The organism is Chitinophaga polysaccharea (assembly GCF_007829335.1).
Lineage (GTDB): Bacteria > Bacteroidota > Bacteroidia > Chitinophagales > Chitinophagaceae > Chitinophaga > Chitinophaga polysaccharea_B.
In genome coordinates, this window is the sequence record NZ_VIWO01000012.1 from 47,357 (window position 1) to 73,901 (window position 26,545).

21 protein-coding genes are annotated in these 26,545 nt (G+C 47.3%); 10 read left to right on the plus strand and 11 right to left on the minus strand.

Annotated elements, in window-relative coordinates:
* Positions 1–15 precede the first annotated feature (15 nt).
* The 3 genes from FHW36_RS27705 to FHW36_RS27715 all read left to right on the plus strand — a co-directional run bounded on the left by FHW36_RS27705 (position 16) and on the right by FHW36_RS27715 (position 3,391).
* Positions 16–1,350 (plus strand): glycerate kinase type-2 family protein, encoded by a 1,335-nt coding sequence (locus FHW36_RS27705; RefSeq protein ID WP_145674181.1) that lies wholly within the window; start codon positions 16–18, stop codon positions 1,348–1,350.
* An 85-nt stretch (positions 1,351–1,435) separates the two neighbouring features.
* Positions 1,436–2,611 carry a mannonate dehydratase gene (uxuA, locus tag FHW36_RS27710; RefSeq protein ID WP_145674183.1) on the plus strand — a complete coding sequence of 392 codons (1,176 nt, stop codon included), beginning with the start codon at positions 1,436–1,438 and terminating at the stop codon, positions 2,609–2,611.
* Between the two features lie 309 nt (positions 2,612–2,920).
* Positions 2,921–3,391 (plus strand): MarR family winged helix-turn-helix transcriptional regulator, encoded by a 471-nt coding sequence (locus tag FHW36_RS27715; RefSeq protein WP_145674185.1) that lies wholly within the window; start codon positions 2,921–2,923, stop codon positions 3,389–3,391.
* A gap of 7 nt (positions 3,392–3,398) precedes the next feature.
* Here the strand turns inward: FHW36_RS27715 and FHW36_RS27720 are convergent, their stop codons facing one another.
* On the minus strand, positions 3,399–4,337 hold the full coding sequence (locus FHW36_RS27720; RefSeq protein ID WP_145674187.1) for a FecR domain-containing protein: 939 nt from the start codon (positions 4,335–4,337) through the stop codon (positions 3,399–3,401).
* 170 nt (positions 4,338–4,507) lie between these two features.
* On the opposite strand from FHW36_RS27720, the gene FHW36_RS27725 reads away from it, so the two are divergent.
* A complete protein-coding gene (locus FHW36_RS27725; RefSeq protein WP_145674189.1) occupies positions 4,508–5,803 on the plus strand; it encodes a hypothetical protein in 1,296 nt (431 codons plus the stop codon).
* Here the strand turns inward: FHW36_RS27725 and FHW36_RS27730 are convergent, their stop codons facing one another.
* The 3 genes from FHW36_RS27730 to FHW36_RS27740 all read right to left on the minus strand — a co-directional run bounded on the left by FHW36_RS27730 (position 5,804) and on the right by FHW36_RS27740 (position 9,855).
* The gene (locus FHW36_RS27730) at positions 5,804–6,040 is read right to left on the minus strand and encodes a hypothetical protein (RefSeq protein WP_145674191.1); all 237 of its coding nucleotides are present in this window, start codon (positions 6,038–6,040) and stop codon (positions 5,804–5,806) included.
* Between the two features lie 102 nt (positions 6,041–6,142).
* A complete protein-coding gene (locus FHW36_RS27735) occupies positions 6,143–7,300 on the minus strand; it encodes an alginate lyase family protein (RefSeq protein ID WP_145674193.1) in 1,158 nt (385 codons plus the stop codon).
* A gap of 32 nt (positions 7,301–7,332) precedes the next feature.
* The gene (locus FHW36_RS27740; protein ID WP_145674195.1) at positions 7,333–9,855 is read right to left on the minus strand and encodes a glycoside hydrolase family 95 protein; all 2,523 of its coding nucleotides are present in this window, start codon (positions 9,853–9,855) and stop codon (positions 7,333–7,335) included.
* Between the two features lie 236 nt (positions 9,856–10,091).
* Between FHW36_RS27740 and FHW36_RS27745 the strand changes: the two genes are divergently transcribed.
* The gene (locus FHW36_RS27745; protein WP_145674197.1) at positions 10,092–10,973 is read left to right on the plus strand and encodes an AraC family transcriptional regulator; all 882 of its coding nucleotides are present in this window, start codon (positions 10,092–10,094) and stop codon (positions 10,971–10,973) included.
* Between the two features lie 104 nt (positions 10,974–11,077).
* The gene (locus FHW36_RS27750) at positions 11,078–11,740 is read left to right on the plus strand and encodes a siderophore-interacting protein (RefSeq protein ID WP_145674199.1); all 663 of its coding nucleotides are present in this window, start codon (positions 11,078–11,080) and stop codon (positions 11,738–11,740) included.
* A 12-nt stretch (positions 11,741–11,752) separates the two neighbouring features.
* On the opposite strand, the gene FHW36_RS27755 is transcribed toward FHW36_RS27750, so the two are convergent.
* The 5 genes from FHW36_RS27755 to FHW36_RS27775 form a co-directional block, all read right to left on the minus strand.
* Positions 11,753–12,355: a response regulator transcription factor gene (locus FHW36_RS27755; protein ID WP_145674202.1), complete on the minus strand. Its 603-nt coding sequence runs from the start codon at positions 12,353–12,355 to the stop codon at positions 11,753–11,755.
* Between the two features lie 342 nt (positions 12,356–12,697).
* Positions 12,698–14,158 carry a sulfatase family protein gene (locus FHW36_RS27760; protein ID WP_145674204.1) on the minus strand — a complete coding sequence of 487 codons (1,461 nt, stop codon included), beginning with the start codon at positions 14,156–14,158 and terminating at the stop codon, positions 12,698–12,700.
* A gap of 154 nt (positions 14,159–14,312) precedes the next feature.
* Positions 14,313–15,656, minus strand: coding sequence for an alpha-L-fucosidase (locus FHW36_RS27765; RefSeq protein ID WP_145674206.1), 1,344 nt, complete (start codon positions 15,654–15,656; stop codon positions 14,313–14,315).
* A 36-nt stretch (positions 15,657–15,692) separates the two neighbouring features.
* Complete coding sequence (locus FHW36_RS27770) at positions 15,693–17,852, minus strand: alpha-galactosidase (protein ID WP_145674209.1); 2,160 nt, start codon at positions 17,850–17,852, stop codon at positions 15,693–15,695.
* A gap of 20 nt (positions 17,853–17,872) precedes the next feature.
* Positions 17,873–19,666, minus strand: coding sequence for an alpha-L-fucosidase (locus FHW36_RS27775; protein WP_145674211.1), 1,794 nt, complete (start codon positions 19,664–19,666; stop codon positions 17,873–17,875).
* A gap of 653 nt (positions 19,667–20,319) precedes the next feature.
* Here FHW36_RS27775 and FHW36_RS27780 point away from each other — a divergent pair.
* The 4 genes from FHW36_RS27780 (at position 20,320) to FHW36_RS27795 (ending at position 24,980) form a co-directional block, all read left to right on the plus strand.
* On the plus strand, positions 20,320–20,892 hold the full coding sequence (locus FHW36_RS27780; protein ID WP_145674214.1) for a TetR/AcrR family transcriptional regulator: 573 nt from the start codon (positions 20,320–20,322) through the stop codon (positions 20,890–20,892).
* A 40-nt stretch (positions 20,893–20,932) separates the two neighbouring features.
* Positions 20,933–21,373, plus strand: a complete 441-nt coding sequence (locus FHW36_RS27785; RefSeq protein WP_145674216.1) for a universal stress protein — start codon at positions 20,933–20,935, stop codon at positions 21,371–21,373.
* A gap of 261 nt (positions 21,374–21,634) precedes the next feature.
* Positions 21,635–24,214 carry a phosphatidylglycerol lysyltransferase domain-containing protein gene (locus tag FHW36_RS27790; protein ID WP_145674218.1) on the plus strand — a complete coding sequence of 860 codons (2,580 nt, stop codon included), beginning with the start codon at positions 21,635–21,637 and terminating at the stop codon, positions 24,212–24,214.
* Between the two features lie 106 nt (positions 24,215–24,320).
* The gene (locus tag FHW36_RS27795; protein ID WP_186452638.1) at positions 24,321–24,980 is read left to right on the plus strand and encodes an AcvB/VirJ family lysyl-phosphatidylglycerol hydrolase; all 660 of its coding nucleotides are present in this window, start codon (positions 24,321–24,323) and stop codon (positions 24,978–24,980) included.
* 10 nt (positions 24,981–24,990) lie between these two features.
* Here the strand turns inward: FHW36_RS27795 and FHW36_RS27800 are convergent, their stop codons facing one another.
* Positions 24,991–25,683 (minus strand): LytR/AlgR family response regulator transcription factor, encoded by a 693-nt coding sequence (locus FHW36_RS27800; RefSeq protein WP_145674222.1) that lies wholly within the window; start codon positions 25,681–25,683, stop codon positions 24,991–24,993.
* 436 nt (positions 25,684–26,119) lie between these two features.
* On the minus strand, positions 26,120–26,395 hold the full coding sequence (locus FHW36_RS27805; RefSeq protein ID WP_145674224.1) for an HTH domain-containing protein: 276 nt from the start codon (positions 26,393–26,395) through the stop codon (positions 26,120–26,122).
* Positions 26,396–26,545 lie beyond the last annotated feature (150 nt).

A 26,545-nucleotide genomic window follows, 5' to 3' on the forward strand; every position in this document is an offset into this window, starting at 1 on the left:
TTTTAAACCTATCGTATGGATACACCCGTTCACGATATTCAACAAATTTTCCGGCATGCGGTAGCGGCGGTACACCCGGCCAACCTCATGCAACAACATGTAGCCGTATTACCCGGCACCCGCAACATCCGGGTGGCCGATCATACTTATGCGCTGCCGGCAGGAGGAAAAGTATGGATATTGGGCGCAGGGAAAGCCGCTGCCGCCATGGCCGAGGAGCTGGAAAAGATACTGAGTAAACACTTCCCGCTACAGGGATTGGTGGTGACCAAATATGGCCATGCGTTGCCTTTACAACAGCTGTTGCTCCTGGAAGCAGGGCATCCTGTACCAGATGATAACAGTGTAACCGCTACTGTGAAGCTGCTGGAAATAGCCCGCCAGGTGCAGGCTGGCGACCTGGTGTTCTTCCTGCTATCCGGCGGCGCCTCGGCATTGCTGGCCGATATACCGGCAGGAAGCACGTTGCGGGAAGTGCAACAGCTATTTGAAGCATTGCTTAAAAGCGGGGCAGATATCCGGGAGATGAACACCGTACGTAAACATCTTTCTTCGGTGAAAGGCGGTCAGCTGGCGCAGCTCATTCGCCCTGCGAGGCTATGTACCCTGATCTTAAGCGATGTGGTGGGCGATGACCTCAGTGTAATCGGTTCGGGTCCTACCGTGGCCGATCCATCTACGTTCCAGGATACCTTGTCCATTCTTACGCAATACCATTTGCAGGACCAGCTACCTGCATCACTACGGCAATACCTTCAACAGGGCGCTGCTGGTTTTATCCCTGAAACGCCCAAACCTGGTGATGCCGATTTTAGTCATGTGTATAACTACCTTGCAGGCACCAACCGCATTGCGCTGGAAGCTGCGGCTGCCAAAGCACAGGCGCTGGGCTACCATCCCTTGTTTTTATCTGATACCGTTACCGGAGATGTACACGCAGTAGCCGCTATGCTTACCGAAGCAGCGGAACATTATCGCGGACCTTTACCCGCTTGTTTACTGGCAGGTGGCGAAACCACCGTTAAAATAACCGGAACCGGCCTGGGAGGCCGCAACCAGCAACTGGCGCTGGAGGTGGCCATTGCCATTGCGGGAGATCCCAGGCTAACTTTTTTAAGTGGAGGCACCGATGGTGGCGACGGCCCTACCAATGCCGCCGGGGCTATCGTAAACGCATCTACGATAGAAAATGCAGTTCGTCAGCAGCTGGACCCAAATAGTTTTCTGCGTAACAACGATGCCTGGCACTTCTTCTCAAAAGCAGGCGGGTTAATGATTACAGGGCCTACACAAACTAACGTAATGGATCTCATGATCTTACTGATTCACCCGGCTCCTACTAAAATTTAAAATCAAAGTTTGTATATGTGTAGATAGATTATATTTTTGGGGTTTGGAATTAAAAATTCTGAATTTACAATAAACGTATTGCATTATGCTGAGAATGGAACAGACATGGCGATGGTACGGGCCTAACGATCCGGTTAGCCTGTCTGATATTAAACAGGCAGGAGCTACAGGTGTAGTAACAGCATTGCACCATGTACCCAATGGTGCGGTATGGACAAGGGAGGAGATATTAAAGCGAAAGGCCACCGTGGAAGCTGCTGGCCTTACCTGGTCGGTAGTAGAGAGCGTACCGGTACATGAGGATATTAAAACGCAGCGTGGCCGTTTCCGGGATTATATCAGCAACTACCAGCAAACCTTACGTAACCTGGCCGCTTGTGATATACGTACCGTTACCTATAATTTCATGCCGGTACTGGATTGGACCCGCACCGACCTTTCATATACCGTGGAAGATGGTTCCAAAGCCCTGCGCTTTGAAAAAGCGGCTTTCATGGCATTCGACCTGTTCATGCTGCAAAGACCTGATGCAGAAAAGGACTATACCGATGAAGAAATTGCCCGCGCCAAAGAGCATTTCGACAGCATGACCGATGAGGATAAAGTATTACTCCAGAAAAATGTTATTGCCGGTTTGCCCGGATCAGAGGAAAGCTTTACCCTGCAACAGTTTCAGGCAGCACTGGATACTTACAAAGGTATAGATGCCACCCAGCTGAAACTACATCTGTTTTATTTTTTACAGCAAATAGCGCCTGTGGCAGACGAAGTGGGCATCAAGCTGGCCATCCACCCGGATGATCCTCCTTTCCCTATTTTCGGGCTGCCCCGTATTGTAAGTACAGAGCAGGATGCCAGGGAATTGCTGATTGCCGCTCCCTATGCTGCCAATGGGCTGTGCTTCTGCACCGGCTCTTACGGTGTACGGGCCGACAACGACCTTCCCGGTATGATAGAGCGATTGGGCGACCATATTCATTTTATTCACCTCCGCAGTACACAGCGGGACGCTTTAGGCAACTTCCACGAAGCCAACCACCTGGAAGGCGATGTAGACATGTTTGCCGTAGTAAAAAACATCCTCCTGACCATGAAACGCCGCAACGTATCCATTCCAATGCGTCCTGATCATGGCCACCAGATGCTGGATGATTTGCATAAAAAAACCAATCCTGGCTACAGCGCCATTGGCCGTTTACGCGGGCTGGCAGAACTGAGAGGCCTGGAAATGGGAATAGCCGGGGCCTTAGGCTCTGATTGACTGACGTCTACCAGCATCAGGTCTGCACAACGAGTAAAGGTGGGGATAAGCAATACCATCGTCGGACTGAGATGCTACACCAGGGCAGAAAGCGTATTTGAACACATACCGTAATGGCTGATTACGCGTACAATTTACACTGCTCTATCTAAAATACTAAAAGACCCGCCGCTGTGGTGGGTCTTTCTTTTATAACCCTGCCAACAACAGCTTTGCAGAAAGCATAGCAAAAAGCCGTTGCTTTTTTGTAGCATTGTACCAGGATACGAGATTTTATCAACTGCACATTTTTACTAAACCTACAATACGATGAGCGCAACAATAGATGCGAGATACGAGGCATGCTTGACTAAAAGACCTGATAGCCTCGCCCGCCTGATCAACCTGTTCAAAAAAGATATCGACCAGCGCATTACAGAGAGAATACAGGAACGTGGCTACAAAAATTTTAAACTCGGCGACATGGTCTTACTGGTACACATAGATCCACACGGCACCATCAACAACGACCTGGCCAGGAAAGCACGCATTAGCAAGCAAGCCATGAGCAAAGTGGTAAAAAACCTGGAAGCAGAGAATTATATCAGCAGCCGTAAACACGATACCGACAACCGCGCCAGCCTCATTTTCCTGACTGAAAAAGGCAAGGAATTTATGATCAATGTATACGAAGCCGTAGATGAGATACAGGCAGGATATGAAGCAATTATCGGAGCCGAGGCATTCTCCGATCTGAAAACTATTCTCAAAAAATTAAATGCCGGTTTAAATCTTACCTGATACTGCCCTACTTAATGGTAACATAATACCTGTTGGCGCTGTCTTTTACAATTGGCGTGTTCAATGTCTGTTGCAACAGCGCCAGCATTTCTGCGGCTGACTTATTCTCAAAGTCAGCCGTCAATCGCCGTTTATACAACTGATTTGCCGACGGCGGTACGATGATTTCGAGGCCGTAATAACCATTTACTGCATCCAGTACTTCCTCGAGTGGCACATTCCGGAACTTCAACCGGCCTGTTTTCCAGGCCAGTAATGAGGCACTTTTCAAGGTTTTCTTCTGAATAGGTTGATGTAATTCGCGCTTGGCCTGCATATTGGCGGTTAGCTGCAGTTTATTTCCTTTTTCCGGTACCAGCGTTACACTTCCTTTTATCACATACACCTGGAAAACGGCCGGAGTGCAATGTATGCTGAATAAGGCATTGGCAGTATATAATACCGTATGTTCATCTAATCTCATCCGGATACGGTGTGCCCGGTGTATATTAAAATATGCATCTCCGGAAATCACACTTACTTCAGGTGTAGCCTCAAACTGCGCAGCATAGGTAAGCGTAGTGCCCTTATTGGCAATAATGCTACTCCCTTTTTCCAATTGCAAGGTATCTATCCGTCCGGTATCATTGGTATATAGCAGCATTCTCGCAGGCTGGTTTTCCCACAATAACCAGGCCCCCGCTACAATCAGCGGCACTATGGCAGCTGTCGCCAGCCATTTCCAGGGGAAAGACCGATAGCGGTTTACCGGCATCACCGGTGCGGATGGCATGGGCCTTACAAACCGCCCCTCTTCCAACCAGGCGGAAAGACGGCTTTCGACATAAACAGCCTGCTCAGGATCAGCATCCACAAAGGCTGCCACCTGTTCCCGTAAAAGCGGATCTTGCGGAGATGCGATAAAACTTGATATCAGCTGGCTGATATCCTCATCAGGTTGATACATATTCACTGGTGCTGTCAACTATAGCTGCTATGCTTTGGCAAGATACTTAACTTCCTTGCAAGTTTCACCGCACAGGCATTGCATTTGCTGCTATTATCCAATAAATAATTAGGCTACTTCGACTAGGTTTAATATTTTTAGTAGAGAGGAACCCGGCAAAAACGATATGTATGTCACCTGAACTAATATCTAACGACCAGGAATATATTGAGGGATTGCTTCGCCATCAACCTGCTGTAATCGAGAACATCTATCAGCGGTTTGCCACTAAAGAAAAGCGGTTTATCCTGCAGAAAAGCGGCCATGTCAAAGATGCCGCTCACATCTTCGAGGAAGCATTGATGGATATTTACTTCTTCGCCCGACGCCATCCCCTTAAAGTGGCCGACTTCGAACCCTTTCTTCAACTGCTCTGTAAGCGTATCTGGGAACAGGAACTGGAAAGACGTGGACAACGTATTCCGGGACTGGAAGCAGAAGAATTGTCGACCATGAGCCGGGACGATATCCAGGATGTGGAAGATGTATTAAAGGAAGGTGAAAAAAGAAGACTGGCTTACCACTACTTCCTTACACTGCCAGACGAATGTAAAGAATTGCTGCGATGGTCGCTTACCGATGGCTGCCTGCAGGCAGATATCTCCGCAGAAACCAATATCCCGTTGGCAGAGTTACCAGTAAGACGGGTCTCCTGCTTTCGCAGCCTGTTCCGGGATATCGACAATAAATTAAAAGCGCACAGCCTGTCGGATCAAAACCTGGAAGATACCGACCGTTTCCTTAGCGGACAAATGAATGAAGCAGAACGTAAAGCGTTTACAACCAGGCTTCAAAACGATGCGGCCTTTTCTCAACAGGTAAAACGATTCGATATTATCCGGCAACTGCTGGCCCAGAAAATATGCCCCGATGCCGACCGCGATGAAATACAACACTTGCTCTTTACCCATCGCAATGCCTGGTATACACTGAAAGATAATTCCGGGATACCTATCCGTAATTATGTAATCCTGACAGCGCTGATAGCTGCAGGCATGGCCATCTTATTGTATATAAGTCCCTGGAGAAAGAATATTTACCGGCAATTTGCTTCCACAGAAATGCAAATCCCGGATATAGACAGCCTGCGTTTGCCGGAAGAAGCTATCCAACAATTCAACCGCGGCCATTTCAATGAAGCGGTTGTCCTGCTGAACAATGCGTTGACAACCAATCCCGGCAACCTGTATGCACGGTTTTACCGGGGTGTGGCACGTATTGATCAAAACCAGCTGAATGACGCACGGGAAGACCTGCTCGCTGTTTTTAGCAACAGCCACGATCTCCGCAATGATGCGGCATTTTATATGGCATTGAGTTATCTGAAAGAGGGCCGCAAGCAGCAGTGCCAGGAATGGTTATCAAAAATACCTCCCGAAGCCCCCAATTACCCTAAAGTGCAGAAACTGATAGAAGAATTAAAATAATTAACTCAGGTATTGTCCTTTACTATAGTGGATAATGTTTTCTACCTCTCCCTTAATCAACTCGTAAACAGGCACTTTGTCTGTTTTAATCTGTACCAGTTGTTGTAACACCAGGAAATAAATTTCGCCGCGTTTACAACCGTCTATTTGGGCTTTTAAAATGTTATGTTTCACCTCTTCACAACCGGTGGCATCCAGTTTCTGGTAAATCACATACAAGTCATCCATCCAACTCATATCTCTAAAGTTTAAGCATAGTGTATAGTTATCCTAAAGTTAACTATTTATATTAACAAAATAAATCATTTAAATCTTAAATAATTGTAAATTTTAACCGACTCAGAACCATATCAATGGATTACGGATGGGGAGGTTCCGGATCACCTCTTCCGTTGCCGGATCCTGGTCGAGGGAAAGCCATAAGCGATAGTAATCTGTTTGGTGTAATGCAGCTGCACCAAATACAAGGAAAGGCTGTGCTACCGGCCAATTATGCCAGTACATCACATCTTGGGCATAAGGCCAGGTCTGTTTATTTTTTACATAGGGAAACATGAAGGCGATGCCCTTTACCATGCTGCAACCCTTGTCGGTAGTATATTGCCACAAGTTGTTACCGGTAGTACTCAGCAGCTGACAGATAGCAGACATGGCATCCAGATTAAACAACGAGTAGCCGTAAGGTTTAGTACGTTTCAGCTCCCTGGGAAAACTGCCGTCCTCCGCCATCTGCATGGGTAGCAATACGGTTTTATATCGTTCGCTGCAAAATGTGAGTAGTGGTTGGTCGCCCGTAAACCGGGCAAAAGCAGCCACCTGCATTACCCAGCAGGTACCGTGATTGTTGGCGGCATTCATTTCGTCTTTACCATACGGATGGGTGGTAAGCCATTGCAGGTATTCCTGAAACCAGTTTTTAAATGCCTGCAGATCCCGGTCAGGAATAACCCCCGCCGCTTCCATAATACGCAGGGCCTGCACTACTTCCATCAGTTGGATGGTATCAATAATACCGATTCCCCGCCCCGTAGCACGGCCCTTGATCGCCTGTGCGTATAAAAGAGAAGGGGTCATACGGGTAGCAGGATCTTCCAGCCATGCCCGCGCATGTAATAAGGCGTGCTGCAGGTAGGTATTGTCACGGGTAGCGATATACCCCGCTGCCAGGGCTCCCATTATCCGGCTAAACCGGATCATTACCTGCCGGTGCGCTACGAAATTATCGGGATTGGTTTGTCCGTCGCGTTGAATATAGGGGCTATCCGGATGTACCGGATCCGGCCACCAGTAATCCCCTTCCGAATAAAAGTCATGCAATCCGCCAGCGCTACGTTCACAATGAAACGCTGTAATGGTTTGAGGCGACTGTTGCAGCGCCCATTGCGCCCGGCGCATAATAGCGGGACGGGTATCTTTCAATAGTTGTTGCACATCAGGTACCTGCCCCTGTGCCACCATTGAAATATATAACAGTAACGACCATACGAAATAACGCATTTCACTACTTTTTAGTAATCTTTCTGCTTAGTTCATAAAACCCGGTAAATTTTACCAGGTGCAGTTGGAACATCATACTCAAATACTTTTCCCAACTGCAACCCTGGCAATTTCGTTGCATCTTTTACGATTGTTTTTCCCAGCGTTTGCAGCTGGTAAAATGGATTAGCATTTTGACCAGCTGCAGGGCGAATAGCTTTTCCATTGATGGTAACGGGAACGCGGGTACGAATGCGGCAATTACCTCCCAGCAGTGATTTAATGGTAGCATGTGTGAGCTGTCCGTTGCGCCATTCCATAGCTACTTCAAATCCGCCTCTTGCCTTCAATCCTTTTACACTGCCGGACGGCCAGGCGTCCGGCAGTGCCGGTAACAGGTATATTACGCCATCATGACTTTGCAGCAACATTTCCGTAATACCGGAAGTAACCCCGAAGTTGCCATCTATCTGGAAAGGCGGATGAGCATCAAATAAATTAGGGTAAGAACCGCCGCTTTTATCCGCCACACTTACGGTTTGCCCGCCGGCAAGAAATAATTGTTTATTCAGCATGGTGTAAGCATGGTTGCCATCTTCGAGGCGGGCCCACCAGTTTATCTTCCACGACTTAGACCATCCGGTGCCGCCATCGCCACGCAACAGCAGGCTACGCTTGGCAGCCGCTGATAGTATGGTATCCCTTCTGGGCGTGATAAAGTTGCCGGGGAACAGGCCATAAAGGTGAGATACGTGCCGATGGCTGTCTTCCGGATCATCCCAGTCTTTGTACCATTCCTGCAATTGACCATATTGCCCCGTGTGGAACGGGTATATATCTGCCATAGTACGACGGATACGGGCCACTAAGGCAGTATCGCGCTGTAACACGGTGGCAGCCTGTATCACATTATTAAACAAGTCGTGGATAATGGAAAGGTCCATGGTGGAGGCGATGCTCACCGTACCGGCGCGTTTACCGTTGATCCGGAAATTATTCTCCGGTGAGGTAGAAGGATTCGTGACCCATTGTCCGGCATCATTTTTCACGAGCCAATCGAGCATGAATACCGCGGCATCTTTAAGATCGGGATATGCTTGCAGCAGCATTTTTTTATCGCCGGTAAACAGGTAATGTTCCCATAGATGGCGACTAAGCCAGGCGCCTCCCATGGGCCAGATGGCCCAGGTGGGATTTCCGGTTGGATCAGCGAAATCGAATCCCCCGGCGGGATTGGTCATTCCCCATATGTCGGAATTATGATGTGCTACCCATCCGTTGGCACCATAATTAACGGAAGCAGTAAGCCGTCCGTGTTGGGCCAGGCGGTGAATAAATTCAAACAGCGGGGCGCCGCAATCGGATAAATTGGCCGTTTCAGATGGCCAGTAGTTCATTTCTGTGTTGATATTAATCGTATAGTTGGAGCCCCAGGGTGGTTGCATTTCTTTGTTCCAAAGCCCCTGCAGGTTCATCGCAGGGCCATTTTTGCGCGAGCCCGCAATCATCAGGTAGCGGCCATATTGATACAACAGGGTGATCAGCTGGGGATCGCTGTTACCGCCGTGTGCCGTATATATTTTCAGGCGTTCATCTGTAGGATATGCTGCCATGCTATCGATGCCCAGGTGCAACGATACCCGGCTGAATAGTTCCGTATAGTCTTTAACGTGATTACTTTTCAATTGTGCATATCCGGCTGCTTTTTGCAAGGGAGCTGCGGCGGCCTGGTGGGGGTCTTTCCCATTGGGTTCGCCATCTTTAAAGCTGGTACCCACAGATAGTAACAATACGGCTTCTGTGGCACCGGATACCTGTATACCGCTGGTATCGGTTGTTATTTCCCCGCCGGTGCTGCGGGCTTCCAGGTGCACTTCATAGTTGATGCCTTTATCGCCATATACAATTTGTTTAGTTTCATAAGCCCTGGCGGCCACATACTCCGGGCAGCGACCTTTCATTACCAGGTAATGATTATTCACCACGCTATTGGTATGCGGCATACCATTATCGAAGCGGGTGCGGAAGTTGAGTTGTCCTTCTTTCGTGGAGGTATAGCGTATTACCAGCAGTTGCTGGGGATAGCTGCAAAATACTTCTCTCGTATAGGCGACACCGTTTACCTGGTAGCTAACGCGGGCGATGCCATCGTTAAGGTCCAGTTCACGATGATACTGTGTGGCATCTCCGGGGATATCGTTATCAATCAGCAGGCTGCCAAGGGTGAGGTACCGGGCGCTGTATGTGCCCATCATCTGGCGCGCCAGTTTGGTAGCGGCGGTATAGTCTTCCTGGAACAGGAGTTGCCGCATCTGCGGTAGTAATTCTTTTGCCTGGGGATTGTTGCCGTTGCGGGGTACACCCGACCAGAGGAAACCTTCGTTGAGCTGTAGTTGTTCCTGTTGTACGCCACCAAATACCATGGCGCCGATGCGGCCATTGCCTACCGGCAGGGCTTCCACCCATTGCTGCGCTGGTTGCCGGTACCAGAGCTTCAGCAACGAATCTTCCGGCAAACCGGCAAAGGCATTTCCGGTGAGCAATAACAGGGTAGATGCCAATAAATACTTTATCATTAACTGCTTATTTTCTTAACTATGTGAAATGCCGGTCCAACAAACGGTATAACATATACGTTTTTTCATCCGTGGGCTGCTTATCTTCTACAGGTATATAGTTGCCTGGTGGCATTATTTACCGAAAATATGCAATCGATTGTATTAAAACAGATGCAATTTTATCTATTTCAGGTATCTTTTTCAGAGCGAGGTACAATAATTAGCCGGCATATTCGTCTGCCTATTATATCGCTATGAGAAAAAACAAACAACACGTCATTGCATCTTACCGGCTGGAGGATTTATTGATTGACCCTGGTTTGTTGATTGACGTTCATTATAAAGCTACCGGAGAGATAAGTCATGCACCGCATGCTGACTTAAACAAGGCGCACCGGCACGAGTTTTACACACTGATTGTTGCCCGTAAACAGCGTAGTCAACATATGGTGGATTTCCAGCAGGTAGTGCTGCCTCCGGAAAGTGTGTTTCTTTTATCGCCCTGGCAGGTGCACATGCCGGGGGATATTGAAACAACAGAAGATCTTTTCCTGATTTCTTTTATGCCTGACTTTATACCGGCAGATATATCTATATCCCCGTTTACGATGAAGGAAGCCATTATTCCGCCTACAGTGGCATTCAACGAAATATGGCATCTATGCGAAGTGTTACAACTGGAAGTCAGCCACCGTTGCGCGCAACAGGAACAGCTACTGCAGCATTACCTGGCAATATTGCTGATAAAATTTATGCGTTGTTTACCCGATCAAAGCACCAGTAATACCCCGCCGCCTGCATTGCTCACCCGCTACCGGGAATTGATGGAGGTGCATTTGCGTCGCTGGATCAGCCCTGCCGACTATGCAGACGCCCTACATGTAAGCGCGGGTTACCTGAATGAAGTGGTGAAGCAGGAAACTGGTCAGACTGCATCCGCCCTGCTGGCGGCCCGGCGTGTATTGGAAGCCAAACGGATGTTATTGCATTCGGCACTTGGTATTAAGGAAATCGCCTGGCACCTGCGATTCAATGAGGTCACTTATTTCAACCGTTTTTTTAAAAAGCATACCCATCAAACACCTATGGCTTTTCGCATTACCAGCCGTGAAAAGTATAATTATAACCCGGAATAGTATAATAATGGGGACCTCCAGGTCCGGTAGCTTTGCTGCCATTAATCCCGCCGGCCCTCCTATTCATTGCCGGTGAATTATTTAATATCCAAAAAGTAGCTTACATGTTTTCAATTAAAGAAAGGGCGACCCATTTATTAATGTCGCGTATACGAAAAACCGCCCAGGTAACCACTGCAAAACGAATTGGCAATTTTCTTTTACAACTTGATCTGCAATTACCACAATCTTTACCCTGCCGTTGTACACAACATCTCAAGTGCGAGGTGGGAACGCATGCTTACCGCGATTATACGGTAGCCAACTGGAATGCTGACACGCAAACCGCCACCTTACTGGTCAATTGCGACCATGAAGGAACCGGCAGCTATTGGGCCATGGACCTGCAACCCGGGGAAGATGTATTTTATATAGGGCCTGGAGGTGGCAGCGCACAGCCAGATACCAGGCATGTGATATGCATTGGCGATGCATGTGCAGCAGGCCATTTTCATTCCCTTTATCAACATATCAGCCCGGAACAGGATTTCCATTGCTTTCTGCAGCTGGATGAGCCGAATACCACCCAGGTGTTGCAAATGCCGGTGCAGCCGTTATCCAATAACGAACATTATTTTACGGATTTGCAGGAATGGCTGTATCATTATCAATTTCCCGTAACAAACACTACTTACTATGTGGCAGGCAATCATCAGCTGGTCAGGTTGGTACGCGCGTCGTTACGTGGACAAGGGGCCTCCGTAAAGTCGCAGGGCTTCTGGGGCTAGTGCCTGGTGGCCTTACACCAGGTGTTCTTTCATCGCCTTTACAATGGCATTGGAACGGGAGTTGACATCCAGTTTGCGGTAAATATTCATGATATGGGAACGTACGGTTCCCACGCTGATATGACATCCATCAGCCACCTGTTTATAGGTGTCGCCATTTACCAGGCATCGTAAAATTTCTTTTTCCCGCGGCGATAGCCCATAAGGGTCCTGGTGCACCTGCTTTTCCTTCCGGAAATAAGCCAGTACCTTGTTGACCGCCACTAAATTCGACTGCAAAGCCGTCTCATAGACCTGAGAAATAAACTCTGACAAAGAAACCGGTGGCATATAATCCGGTTCAAATTCTTTTGTAACTGCCGACACCGTTGTTAGTTCCTGTTCCTTCTCATTCAAGGTGAGCAATAATACATTAATGTCAGGGTACGCTGCTTTTACTATGCTGGCGGCTTCTATCGCAGTCAATCCAGGTATCTCTATATCCATAAAAACCAGGTTGCAGATATCTTTTGCTAATTGTTGTAACATTTCTGATGATTCGCTGTGCAATCCAGACACTTCCAAGACGCGCGCTTCTCCCAAACTACCAGGACTTATAGGCCGCACTTTTTTCATAATATTCCTTTTGGGTTATGTATATTCATATGAAATCTCCCATTGATAACTGCAAGTTTTCGGAAGCTGGTATGGTTGATAATTAAAAATGGAAAGATTACACGGTTTCCATACCCGTAACAAATTTGAAACAATTACATGCAGCAGTCAATCGGATAACTATATGGTTTTTCAATAAATATTAATATACAATTTGTTCTATATTACAAATAAAACAAACGTATAACGTGGTACTCTTCAGTTTTTTGTTGGATTAACAGGAATGTAAAGGTTTCTCAATCAACTCTTTAAAAGTTGGCACTCTCCTCATTTAAAACAAATTATATTTAAATACATATATTACTATTGTACCTTTCCAGCCGCTCTTCGCTCTGTTCCTTTCGCGCCGGTCAGGTCATCTCCCAAATCGTTTCGGTATTTTTCTGCTACCGCCAACAGCGACTTCACCACGTCCGGAAACTGCTTCTGTACATCCAGCGTTTCTCCCGGATCACGGCGCATATCGTACAAAGCCAAAGGCACATCTACCTCTGGTTGCGCACCCGGGAAACCATCATAACCTGGCAAGTTCAACTTATAAGTTCTGGCCCTGTGCGGTAATACCAGCTTCCAGGGGCCTTTACGAATAGCCTGTAAACTATTTACCTGGTAATATACGGCCAGCTCATCGCGTGGGTTTGCATCCGGGTCATTAAATAACAATGACTTCACATCTACTCCATCAATTTTTCTAACCGGTAAACTTGCACCGCACAAGTTGGCAATGGTAGGCAGTAAATCGATGGTGGCCGCCATTTTATTACATACCGTCCCCGCAGGAATCTTACCGGGCCAGCGCATAATACAGGGCACCCTGATTCCCCCTTCCCAGGAAGTGCCTTTGCCCTCCCGCAGTCCACCGGTATTTCCGGCATGATTGCCATACGATAACCAGGGACCATTATCGCTGGTAAACACCACCAGCGTATTATCAGCCAGTCCGTTTTCTTCGAGGGTTTTTAACACCTCTCCTACCGACCAGTCAATTTCTGTGATCACATCTCCAAATAAACCATCTTTACTTTTTCCTTTATGTTTATCTGATACTGCAATAGGCACATGCGGCATACTATGCGCCAGGTAAAGGAAAAAAGGCTGCTGCTTGTTGGCTCTAATAAACTTGCAGGCCCGCTCCGTATAGATAGTCGTCAATTGCGCCTGATCATCGAGCGTACGGATATATTTCAACGGCTTATTTCCTTCTATCAAAGGTAAAGCCGGATAATTTTTACGTGAGTTGGTAGATGTGTCTGCATAAGGCTTTCCATCATAGTGTACCGGCCACATATCATTGGAATAAGGCAATCCCAGGTATTCATCAAACCCATGTTGCAAAGGCAGCCAGGGTACTTTACTACCCAAATGCCATTTCCCCACCATACCGGTATGATATCCCCGCTGTTTCAGGACGGTCGCAATAGTTTGTTCCGCTGTATCCAATGCAATAGGTGCTGTAGGCCACAAAGCACCATTAATCCCCACCCGGTTGGGATAGCAGCCGGTCAGCAAACCTGCCCGGGAAGCAGAACATACCGCCTGCGCTACATAAAAATAAGTGAATCGCATGCCCTGTGCAGCCATGCGGTTAATGTTAGGCGTATGCCAGGGCGTACCTGCATAGCATTCAAGATCCCCATATCCCATATCATCCATAAAGATGATCACAATATTCGGAGGCTTAGCGGCTGGTGATGGCTTTGTAAAACTAAACGAAACCACCGCCAATAACAGCAATATAGCCGTGCAATAATAAGCTCTTCTCATCCGGGATGTTTGACAATAAAAAATGGTGAGCATAAAAATATACATCTTCCGCATAATTTCTACAAAAATCTTTCTGCGCCGGATTTTTAAAAAAATGGGGAAACAGAAATGGCCGACGCCCTTTCCATCTCCCCGATAGCTAACAAAAAACTTTCTATTGCAATACGAGTTCTATCACTGGTATTTCATCATTAGGCTTGCGCACCGGTAAATCCAGCGCCAGGTCTCCTTTATCCGTACCATGCATTTTTATTTCAGAACCATCGCTCAGCAATTGCGCATATTTCACTTTGCCTTTTAAACCTGGCAATTCGAAACGCTGCAAGGGATAATCCAACAGGTGTACATACAACCTTTTTGTGGTAGGATTGTAGGTCAACAGGCTGTTATCCGGACGCTTAAATTCTGCCGGCGCTTCTGTACATCCATAAATAGCACGACCATTTACCTGCATCCATTCTCCCATTCCTTTCAGTCTTTCCTGCGCACGGGTATCGAAAGTGCCACGGGAAGTAGGACCTACATTCAGTAACAGGTTACCGCCTTTGCTTACTGATTCAATCAGGAGTACCAGTAATTGCTTGTTGTCTTTCCAGGAAGTTTCATCACGGTAATATCCCCAGGATCCGGAGAAAGTTTGACAGGTTTCCCAGTGAACACGCTTACCATTACGGGTGGGCCATTCAGATACCTTGTACTGCTCTGGTGTAGCAAAGTCGCCGCCATCCTCGTATTCGCCCAGGTCGAGGCGATCGTTGATGATAATGCCTGGTTGCAGCTTGCGGATCATTTTAATCAGGTCCAGTGAATTCCAGTCGTTATGATCTTTTCCATGCTCACCAGGGAAAGAGAAGTCCGTCCACAGGATATCAATCTTACCATAGTTGGTCATCAACTCTTTCAACTGATTTTTCAGGTAGGCCCGATATTTTTCCATATCACGGCCTTTGTTCAGCCTGTCGTAATCTTTCGGATCGTTAGGGCGCTGCGGATGTACACGATCAATCGTATAATCAGGATGATGCCAGTCGATCAGTGAATAGTAGAATCCAACTTTCAGACCTTCGGCACGAAATGCTTCCACCCATTCTTTTATCAGGTCTTTTTTGGCAGCTGTATTAGTGGCCTTATAGTCGGTAAATTTTGAATCGAACAGGCAGAAACCTTCATGGTGCTTGGTGGTAATCACCGCATATTTCATTCCCGCCGCTTTCGCCTGGCGGGCCCATTCCCGTGGATTGTACAGGTCGGGGTTATAGAGATCGAAATACTTTTGATAGGCACTGTCTGTTAAACGTTCGTAATTCTTTATCCATTCATGACGGGCAGGCATTGAATACAGTCCCCAGTGAATAAACATACCGAAGCGGTCATTTACCCACCAGGCCAGCCTGTCCTCTTTTTGTGCGTCTGTTTCATTAAAGATTTTCTTTTCCTGGGCCTTCCCTTGCAGGAAAAAGCTCAGCAACATGGCAACACAAATTGATAGTTTCTTCATAATGATAATTTATACAGATTTGGTTTGATACACTGTTTATTCTGCTACCAGCCAGGTATATCCACCTGCCGGTATCTTCACCTTTACGTGCGCACAGTACTCACGGTCAAGTGTATACGTTTTTAAGGCGCCTTCTTTCTCCCGGATGCGTACCTGGTTTGTTAAGCCACTGTAATACAGGGGCAATGCTATTTCCCTGGTGATATCTTCCCCGGTGGGATTATACAACATGGCCAGTGCTTTTTGGGGTAACGTTGGGCTAACATGCATAATGCCATCCCAATCGCGCCCATCCGCCCTGCGCAGGTGAATAACATCCGTGTTCAAAATATCGCGGTACTTCTTATACCAGCTGATCATATTTTTTACCAGGGCTTTTGTACTATCGGTGTCGTATAAACGTGGTCCGCGGTAACAGGCCTGTATCCCGGCGCCGTAGTATTGTGCCATCAGTTGTTCGTAGGTGCCCAGGTGATCTTTTAGCGGTTCCAGCGTAGCCGCTGCCCCACCGCCCTGGTATTCGCTGAGCGGCACAAATCCCCAGCCCATGGGAGGCGTTTTTTCCCAGGTGCCATCAAAAATATTTTGCCTGTTGAGAATGAGCTGCTCCGCTCTGGGTAATGAAAAGTTTACTTCCCGATAGCCCAATGCTATTTTGTTGGTGCCATCCAGGAAATACCAGTCAGGTGCATTAACATATACGCCTCTTTCATTCATCCAGTGGTACAACCCTTTCTGCAGCAGCATTTGCTTCCATTGGGAATCGTCCAGGTCAGTATGCCCGGGGTGCTTCATAGAAGCACATACATCGCCCGGGTAAGGGCCGTCATTTTCGAAAATGTCGAAGCCGGTGCTGCTGAAAAAGTACTTTATCTTCTCCAGGTAACTGAGGCCCCACTTACTTCCCAGGCAGGGGGCATTGCCAAAGAAAGCGCCACCTGTTTTGCCTGTAACTGGGTTGATAACATCATCTTCCTCACTGATACGCCTGCTTGAAAAGAGCGAGTAACCGCCCAACATCACATGCTTACTATGTGCATAATCTGCCAGGGCTTTAAACTTGGCGATATTGGCTGCGCTGGTATCTTCCATGTTGAGGCCGCTGCCGAAACTCAGGATTACGCCTTCGTAGCCGGTGGCTGCACATTGGTCGATAATATTTTTTACTTTAACCGGGTCGCTATTAACCAGGTGCATGAAGATGGGATTTTCGGTGGTCCATGGTGCTACGGTACGATAGAAACGGCGTTTGCTCAGGCCATTGCGTTCCCGGTCGTAACTATCCAGCAGTAATTCGTAGGTACGGATAGATTCATAGTGTTCGCCTGCTGCCATACTGATACCTACGGGTACGGTGGGATATACTTCCAGCAAACAAGGCGTTTGATAGTCGTAATTCACCTGGGAAGTATAGGTGCTGTCGGCCTTCCAATGTGTGGTTTGATCACTGAGATTGGCTTTCATGGCATTATTGAAGGCATAATTACTTTCAATATAAATGTTGTGTGGTACCTGCATTTTGGTGACGCTACCTACCACGGCCGATTCTTCTTCTGGTGTAGCCAGTATTTCATTAACCACCTGGTGCAGCTTAATAGGCTGGCCGCTGCCATTGGTAATTTCCAGCCATTTCGCCAGCAAAGGAATGCCATCGAATATTTCGTAATGCACTTTTACCTCGATCCCTTTTAATGCTGGTGCGGCGGTCTGATAACTAAAAATCAGGGCTTTTCCGGTGGGTTGATGCGGGTTGCTATTCCATCCACCTGCTTTCCATTTCAGGTACGGCTGTATACTGGTTACCTGGTGGCCGGTATACTTAAAATCTTTATCGCCTGCCGTCAGTTTGTCGAGCCAGGCGGGTAGCAGGTATGCCTGCTGTGGCTGTCCATAGGCGCCGCCAATCATATAATCATGCCCGTTCACCGTAATACGGGCTTCTGGTTTCACCGCGCGCAGCAACTGGTCACCGTTTACCAGGTTGCGATAGTCGGTGCAAACAACGTTGGGGGTGATACGAAAACTACGGCTCAGTAAACCATTGCTGAGGGTAATTGTCTGATCTTTTTCCACTACTGTGGCTACATACGGCCGATGATCAATTAACCAGTCCTTTGCAGGAGCTTTTACTTGTGCATCAGCCATCCCGGCATACAGGCTGAACGCCCATCCCAGGAAGAGAATTCTTTTTTTCATGTTCTTGTACTGCTTAAAAATTATTTCACGGGCTGCAGGATTACTTTCCTCAACCAACATAGCTCATTTTTATTACCCGATGCCGGCTTCACCGTCAGGTTTTGTTTACCCGCTTTGTCAATATGTATAATGCCAACCGAATGCTGAATAAAGGACATGGGCAGGTGACTGTTATAGGTACCGGTGGTCAGGGAGAGGAAAGGCAGCTGCTGCCCTCCTACCGTTACCAGTCCCTGCCGGGATGCATTGCCTGGCTCGCAGGCATAGTCCAGGATTACCTTATAGTCGCCTGCATCCTGTATATCGAGTGGGAATACCACCGCATCATCGGGCGTAATCATACCAGTGATGCAATTATCGTGTTTCCAATCGCCGAAATAATGTGAATAGGTAAACAGTTTAGTTTTGGCGTTGCCGTTGAATACAGCCCATACGGCGGGGATTTCTGCTGCCGGGTATTCACTGCTCACCGTTTGTGTACGGAGCTGTGACAGGTCGGATTGTTGTCCGCTGTATTCCATCACCAATACGGTATTGCGTGTATCCGGGAGTGTTGCCGGCAGCTGTACGATAGTTTCTTCCGGCAATTGTTTCCAGGAGAGCACCGTGTTGCTGCCCATTATTTTCACCGACTTCACTTTTGCAGTAATGCCGGGTACCCGTAGTTGCCTGTTGGCTGGCGTCTGCCATACATGCAGGAATAGCTTACCGGGCTTGCTGGTGGTAACGCCCCAGGGCTGAGCGGGGATAAGCCCCCAGGTAGTGCCATAAATGCTTTCGCCGTAGGTTTGCAGCCATTTGCCGGTAGCTTTCAGATAAGTGACAGAATAGGCAGGCCATTTACCGTTGCCATCGGGACCGACGTTCAGCATCAGGTTGCCTCCTTTAGACGCCACATTGGCCAGGAGGCGGATAATTTCTGTAGGGGATTTAAAGTTGAGATCGTGTTGAATATAGCCCCAGGAGTCGTTGTGTGTATAAATCGATTCCCAGGCACCGGCGATGGGTACAGGGGGCACTTCAGAGTCGCCGAAGTCCCGGTAATCGCCCAGGTCGTGGCCCACGCGGCTGCTGAACAGGCAATTGGGCTGTAGCACGCGAAGGCTATCTATCATGGTTTTTGTTTGCGCGGAAGAGAGGCCACCGGGCATATCAAACCAGACGATGCCGAGGGGGCCATAGTTTGTCAATAGTTCCTTTAGCTGCGGGATGGATTTACTGCGGTAATATTGCTGATAATCTTTCTCTCCTTTAAAATCCCAGTTATTGCCTCCTCCATTCGGCTCGTGCCAGTCGAGGAACTGGGAATAGTAGAACCCAAACTGGATGCCTTTGGCTTTGCAGGCTGCCGACAAGGCTTTCATGGGATCTTTCTTATAAGGCGATGCGTCTACGATATCGAAGTCGGTTACTTTAGAATCATACATGCTGAAGCCTTCGTGATGTTTGGCGGTGATCACCATGTATTTGATGCCTGCTTCCCTGGCTGTTTCGGCCCATTCATCGGCATCGAAGCCAACGGGATTAAAGGTTTCGGCTACTTTACCATAGACAGCTGCCGGCGCCTGGGCTCTGTACATGATCCACTCGCCGCTGCCGTAGTAGCTGCTGTCGTTCCATCGGCCGCCCAGTTTGGAGTAAAGGCCCCAGTGGATAAACAATCCGAACTTGGCACCGCGAAACCATTGCAGTCCGGGATGGGTGGCATTGGCCACGGCAGATTTATTCCACATATCAGGCATGTCCTGCGCAGTAGCAGGAAACGTAGTACACAAGCATAGTAATAACAACAACCGGGATATGTGGTGGAACATATAAAAGGCTTTATGATAGATGATTAGCCGTAAAAAATATACATATCCTCCCGGATATACAAACGACTGGAAAAATGGTATCAGGGAAAGGGAAAATGGTACAATAACGGGTACCATTAACCAACGGTTAACGAATATTACGGCCAGTATTATCTAATTTAGTTATGCAAGAGGTAAGCGCAATCATAGCATCCTCTTCCACAAAAAATTGTATAAAATAATTAACAGGCTATAATGTGTTAAAAGCATCTGACGCTATGTCGCGGATGCCATGTGAATGTTTTATCTCGCCTCTGCTGTTTGTCATCAGCAGAGGTTTTTTATTTGCGTGCCCATCTCGTTATTTCAGTTCTTGTTTGGATTCTGTTAACTCTCCCCGGACCTCTGGCGCCTAATATTGTGGTATCAGTTTCATGTCATGTTCTGGAAACTAATCATGCATACAACTAAGAAATATCTCAGCAGTCCCTGTCGGCTTTTCCAGGCCGGCAGGCTATTTTTTCCATCGACGCTTGTTTAAACAGGTACCCCTTGTTCTGGCGAACCAGGGGTTTTTGATTTAATCATCATCTAGCTATAGCGCCTTTGCAGTTTCTACTGCGGAGGTTTTTTTCATTTTTGAAAATGAATATTTATTCACTTATATTTGTATAGTGAAACTGAAAGATGATAAAAAGGTAATACAAATATTCCAGGCAGCACTCAAGCTGGTGGCTAAAAAGGGATTATCCGGCATTACGATGGGAGACATTTCCCGGGAAGCAGGCATCGCCACAGGCACGGTGTATGTTTATTTCAAGGGGAAAGATGAACTGATCAATGCCCTGTTTGCCGCCTGCAGGGAAAACTCTGTAAAGGTATCTTTTAAGGGATATCAACCGCAAATGCCTTTCAAGCTGGCCTTTAAGCATATATGGCTGAATATCCTCCGCTATAAGCTGCAAAACTTTGAAGAATGCGTTTTCCTGGAGCAATGCTATCACTCCCCTTTTATTACAACTGAAACCCGTGAAAAGGCCCTGCAGCTGTCGGCTCCCTTTTATGAGCTGATGATGAGAGGACAACAGGAACAACTCATTAAAAGTACAGACGTCGGGCTGTTACTCACCTTCATTATCGGTACCATTAATGAGCTGGTAAAGCAAACGCATTATGGCGGCATTACCCTTAACCGGAGTAAGATCAACACCTCTTTCGACCTCTGTTGGGATGGCCTGAAAGCGTAAATCAAAAATGAATAATCGTTCACAATAAATACATCGGCATATGTCAGACATTATGATCGCAGTAGACCTGAGCAGCTTTTCAGAACAATTGATCACCACCGGATTGGAATGGGCCCGTAAAATGAATGCCAACGTAACCCTTTTTTCTGTCGTGGAAATAGGGATGGGTATAGGCTTGCCGGAAGGTGGTCCTGTATTTACAGATGATATCCCTGCCCGTATCCGCGAAGTAGAAGAAAGACTGGAAACGTACAGACAACATTACCCGGACAGCGACCGGATTAAAATCCTCGTAACTGCCGGCAGCCCTAAAAATGAAACATTAGACCAGGCGCACAGCAACAACATTTCCATGCTGGTGGTAGGCACCCACGGTAGAACCGGCCTGGATCACATGCTGCTGGGCAGCAACGCCGAATACATTATCCGGCACTCCCGCATCCCGGTACTTGTGATACCTTATAACCAATATGAGCACTAATGCTTTAACACTCAACAATCAATAAAACAGTTCAACCTGTTACAACATCCCGGCTGAATAAGCAGGGATGTTGTATAGCCCCTGGCCTAACATTACAAGATAATTTCAGGAGAAAAGTATGCCGCCACTACCGTAATGCAAGGGAACCGCGCCACATTAAAATCCCCTTAAACTCTCGCCTGTATCGGATTTGCTTAAAAAAAGTTGATGTAACTTAGCTGGTTAGTTCGAACAGCTATCTACAACGAAACCTACAGACTTTTGAGAACGAAATTTTTTACTGCAGCATTTTTACGTAAGCTCCACCTGAAAGAGCTGTTAGCAGTGTTATTTATACTTTTAGCTATTTATTTCTTCCGTTCCCAACGCCACGAACTATACTCGCTGATTCCCGCTATCGAAAAAGCCGACCAGGGCTGGGTAGTGATCGGTGTGCTGGTAACGGTGGCTTATATACTATTGCAGGCGGGCATGTACGTATTTAGCTTCCGGGCTGTGGGAGCCAGACTGGATACCTTTAAGAGCGCGGAACTTTTCCTGAAACGCAATTTATTGTCTGTATTCCTGCCGGCAGGAGGCATCAGCTCGCTGGCCTATCTGCCCCAAAGCCTGCGCCGTACAGGGTTACACAAACAACAAATTCACCAGGCTTCCGGTATCTATGGATTTGTAGGCATCCTGTCGGTTTTTCTCGTAGGCATCCCGGTAGTAGGGTATGCTATGTTTCACGCTGCCACTATAAAAGACGCTGTATGGGGCCTGGTGGCCATTTGTGCCCTGCTGGCAGTGGTAGTTTGGCTGGTGCGGTCTATGCAGTCGAAAGGGAAAGCATACCAGTTGCTGGTAAAGTATTTTCCGGGCGCCGCCCACCAGGTAGACGACATCTTTACCTTTCATTTGTCGGTACCTGCTTTCATGAATACCGTGTTGGCCTCTGTGCTGATAGAAGTAGCCGGTGTGGCACATTTATACCTGAGCATGCTGGCAGTAGGAGTTACCCCTTCGCTGGAAGCGGCTTGCGTAGGCTATATTGTGGCTACCATCTTCCTGATCATATCTCCGTTCCTGCGTGGGTTGGGCGCCATAGAACTATCCCTGGCGTATATACTCAACAGTTATGGTTACAGTACATTACAGGCACTGGAAATCACGTTGCTATTCCGTCTTTTCGAATTCTGGCTTCCGTTGATTGCCGGCATATTTGCATTTGCACTGAAAGGCCGGGAGCTGGTATTAAGATTGGTCCCTCCTATCCTGATTTTCCTATTGGGAATGGTCAATATATTTTCGGTGCTTACACCGCCATTGTCTTATCGTATGCACATCTTACGGGCTTATATTCCCGGCACGTCTATACATGCCACTAACCTGTTGGTGGTTTTTCTGGGGTTGGTACTGTTGGTAACGGCTACCTTCCTGATCCGTGGACTGCGGAGTGCATGGATAGTGGCATTGTCGGTGTCGTTGCTGTCGGTAGTGGGTCACATCGGGAAAGCGCTCGACTATGAAGAAGCCTCGCTGGCACTGGTTACCAGCATTATCTTGTTGATTACCGCCAAACAGTACCGGGTAAAAAGTAATCCCCAACTGGTGAATATCGGTGTAGTAACGGCATTGGCAACGTTGCTGGTGGTATTGATCTTCGGGACCATTGGTTTTTATTTTCTGAATGTGCGGCATTTTGGCATTGACTTTACCTGGCAGCAATCTATCCGGCATGCCTTCCACTGTTTTATGCTGCTGGAAGATGACGGACTACAACCTGTAACCCGTTTCGGGAAAGAGTTTATGTCGGCGATCCGCGTATTGGGGGTCAGCTCCTGGGCTTTTCTTTTCTATACTATTATACGTCCTTATCTGCATGTAGCACAACAAACCAATACCAGCCTGGAGAAAGCTCGTTTCTACCTGAGCCAGTACGGCGATTCTCCGATGGATTATTTCAAAGTGGGGCAGGACAAATTGTTATTTATTTCCGAAAAACACGAAGGTTTTATTGCCTACCGGGTGGCGGGCAGCTTTGCAATTGTGCTGGAAGAACCCGTGTGCAGTGAAGATAATAAGCTGATGTTGCTGATTGAATTTGAACAGCAATGCCGTAAGATGGGCCTGCGGCCTGCTTTTTACCGGGTAGATGAAGACAGCACCTATTATTTCAGTCATCTGAAAAAGAAAAAGATGCTGATAGGCCAGGAAGCCATCATGGATATCCGCGATTTTACCCTGAGTGGTAAGGACAAGAAATCATTGCGTAATGGGCTCAACAGCCTGGCCAATAAAGGCTATGTGACCAATTTTCATGCGGCGCCGCAAACGCCGGCCATGCTGGCGGAACTCCGGGCGGTGAGCGATGAATGGCTGCACCAATATGAGGTGAAAGAGCTTACTTTTTCGCAGGGATTATTTGACGAATCCAGCGTTCGTGAGCAGGATATTATTACTGTGAGCGATGCCGAAGGAAAGATCGTTGCCTTTTTGAATATTATTCCCGATTATGCCCCGGGGGAATGCACCTACGACCTGATCCGCAAGCGTTCCGATGCTCCGGGTGGCGTAATGGATGCGTTGATCATTGCATTGATACAGGATGCACAGCAGAAGGAATTACAGTTCCTCAACCTGGGCATGGTACCTATGTCCGGCATTGTACAACCAGCAAATACCGCGGAAAAAATGGTAAAATATGCCTATGAAAAACTGCGTTTCTTCCGCCATTACCAGGGATTACGTGAGTTCAAGGAAAAATATGCCACCGAGTGGACCAACAAATACCTGGTGTACGGGCATGACTTTGACCTGATACAATTACCTGCTGCCCTGAGTAAAGTGATGCAGCCCTGATGACGGACGAACAATCACGGAATGGAATTTGTTTTATAGACAGGTGTTAATTTAGCGTATGTTATTACCAGGAGGATTGTCCGGATTCCGGAAATTATTGACTTGTTTGCTATTAATAACAGCTTTGCAGGCAAGTGCACAAAATGGGGCAGGCAACCTGCCCGTGGTTACCAAAGCGCCGGCTACTGCCACTACTGCCCCATTAATTCTTTACATTACCGGTGATGGGGGTATGAAAAAGTTTTCGGCCAATGTCATTGAATCGTTTCATCAACAAAACTACCCCGTAGTGGCGCTCAATGCGCTCAAATACTTCTGGAATAAGAAAACCCCTCAGCAGGCGGCCCGGGACGTTGCCAATTTGATCAGCTACTATCAATCGCAATGGGGCCAGAAGCAAGGTGTAGTATTAATAGGCTATTCGCTGGGCGCAGATGTGCTGCCATTCATTTATAACAGTTTGCCCACCAACATCGCCGCGGAGGTAAAGCATGTGGTGCTCTTATCCCCCTCACTCTATACTGACCTAGAAGTACATGTATCAGATATGTTGGGCAAGTCGAGTACCCGCGGCATGAGTGTGCCCGCCGAAATTAATAAGATGACCGGTAAGCCGTTGTTGTTGGTTTTTGGGGCAGAAGAAAAAGAGTTTAATTTTTCTGCACTGAATATACAGTATCAAAAGCTGATACTTCCAGGAGGTCATGCCTACGATGAAGATGCCAGTGGGGTGGCTGGTAAAATCCTCACTTCGCTGCAGCCCTAAGTCCTTTTCTTTAATAAGGCAGTTTATACCGTTTTCCCAGTTCATTCCTCATCTCTGTGGTGAGCGCAATCCTGGCGTCTCCTATCATTACATGATCCTGGTCGAGGTGTGTAATATGGCGGAAGCCTACCACAAACCAACGATGTACTCGCATAAAGGCGTTGGCAGGTAGTTGTGCAATAATCCAGTCAAGCGTTTCTGTTGTTACCAGTTTCTGATCTACCATATGTAGGGTGATATGGTCATCCAGTACCTCTACATATTGCAGGTCGTCATACGCTACTTTTTCGTGGCGATGTTGTGTTTTAAGCATAAAGTACGAAGGGGGTAATTGAGTGGGGGGTATAGTTGCGCTCATGTCGATGATATTATAAATGTAGTCAAATATGTTATCCAGGTCGGTTTGAGTCAGGGGTGCATGCAGTAATGCTGCAGGCAGCACATCGTAACGGAGCGACGGTGGCGCCTCATACGTCATCAGCATGATGGGTAATACATTCCATTGTACTTGTTCCCTGGGGAGCTGATCGGGATAATGCCCTACCAACAGTACATGGATAGTGCAGGTTTGCAGCCAGAATGTAGCTTCTTCGATCGTGTTAAATCGTCCGGCCAGGTAAACGTAGGAAATCCGGGACAAGTAATTTTCCAGGTCTTCAAATCCGGCAGGATCATTCCCTATTATGATGCAGTTTAGTACCATAGTGCCTTAGGTTTATTACGGGTACGAAAAAACAACGGTATCGGTTGCCCGTGATGACGGATGATTAAACAGGGCAGGTGACTGAACAGAAACCCGCGTATTATCTAAAATCTAATCTAAACCGCGTGATGAAAAAAAGGTTATTCGCATAATACTTTATTAAAGTTGACAAAATCTGTTGGCGTTAAAGGTGGATTTATTTAGGGAGGGAACAGTTAATCGAATGTTAAGTATTCCAGAAAAAGAAGGGTGAGCAGTAAAGTGGTGGCTGTAGCAGCCATACTTTCCCTGTCCACCCTTTCAGGAAGATTACATAAAAGATCCCGGAACAACTGTTGTCCAGTTGTGCAAACGGATCTAAAGCCCGGAATGGGCAACGATGGCGCAGTGGGAGCTAACGCGAAGGCCGGTTAACTGGTCAGTGCGCGGACCATGTTTACCAAATGTGCAGGAATAAAAGCAGCATAGTACTCACGGTGATCAGGCTTTTCGAAAACCTGACATTGAAACCACCTTTTTCTGAGTAATAATAACTTTCCTTGTACCGGTCGTACTCAATGGGAGCACCTAACTCCTTCATCATTTTGAGGAATTCATAGAGTGTTCTTTCGGAAATACGAAGCCGCTTGGCTAACTGAGCTGGCTTACCGGTCCCTTTGATCCTGATAAGGTAATCAATGGTCTGTAGTCTGTCAAAATAACGCTTTGGCATGTGGCATAGAGGGGTCTTAACGGTTATTTACTGAATATACGATATGTGCCTTGATTAAACCAGTATTCTCATATATATATTTTAATGTAAATATTAACATTCTGGTTTAAACGGGTTTTCTAAAATTCTAGCTGCGGAACAATGGCGCTG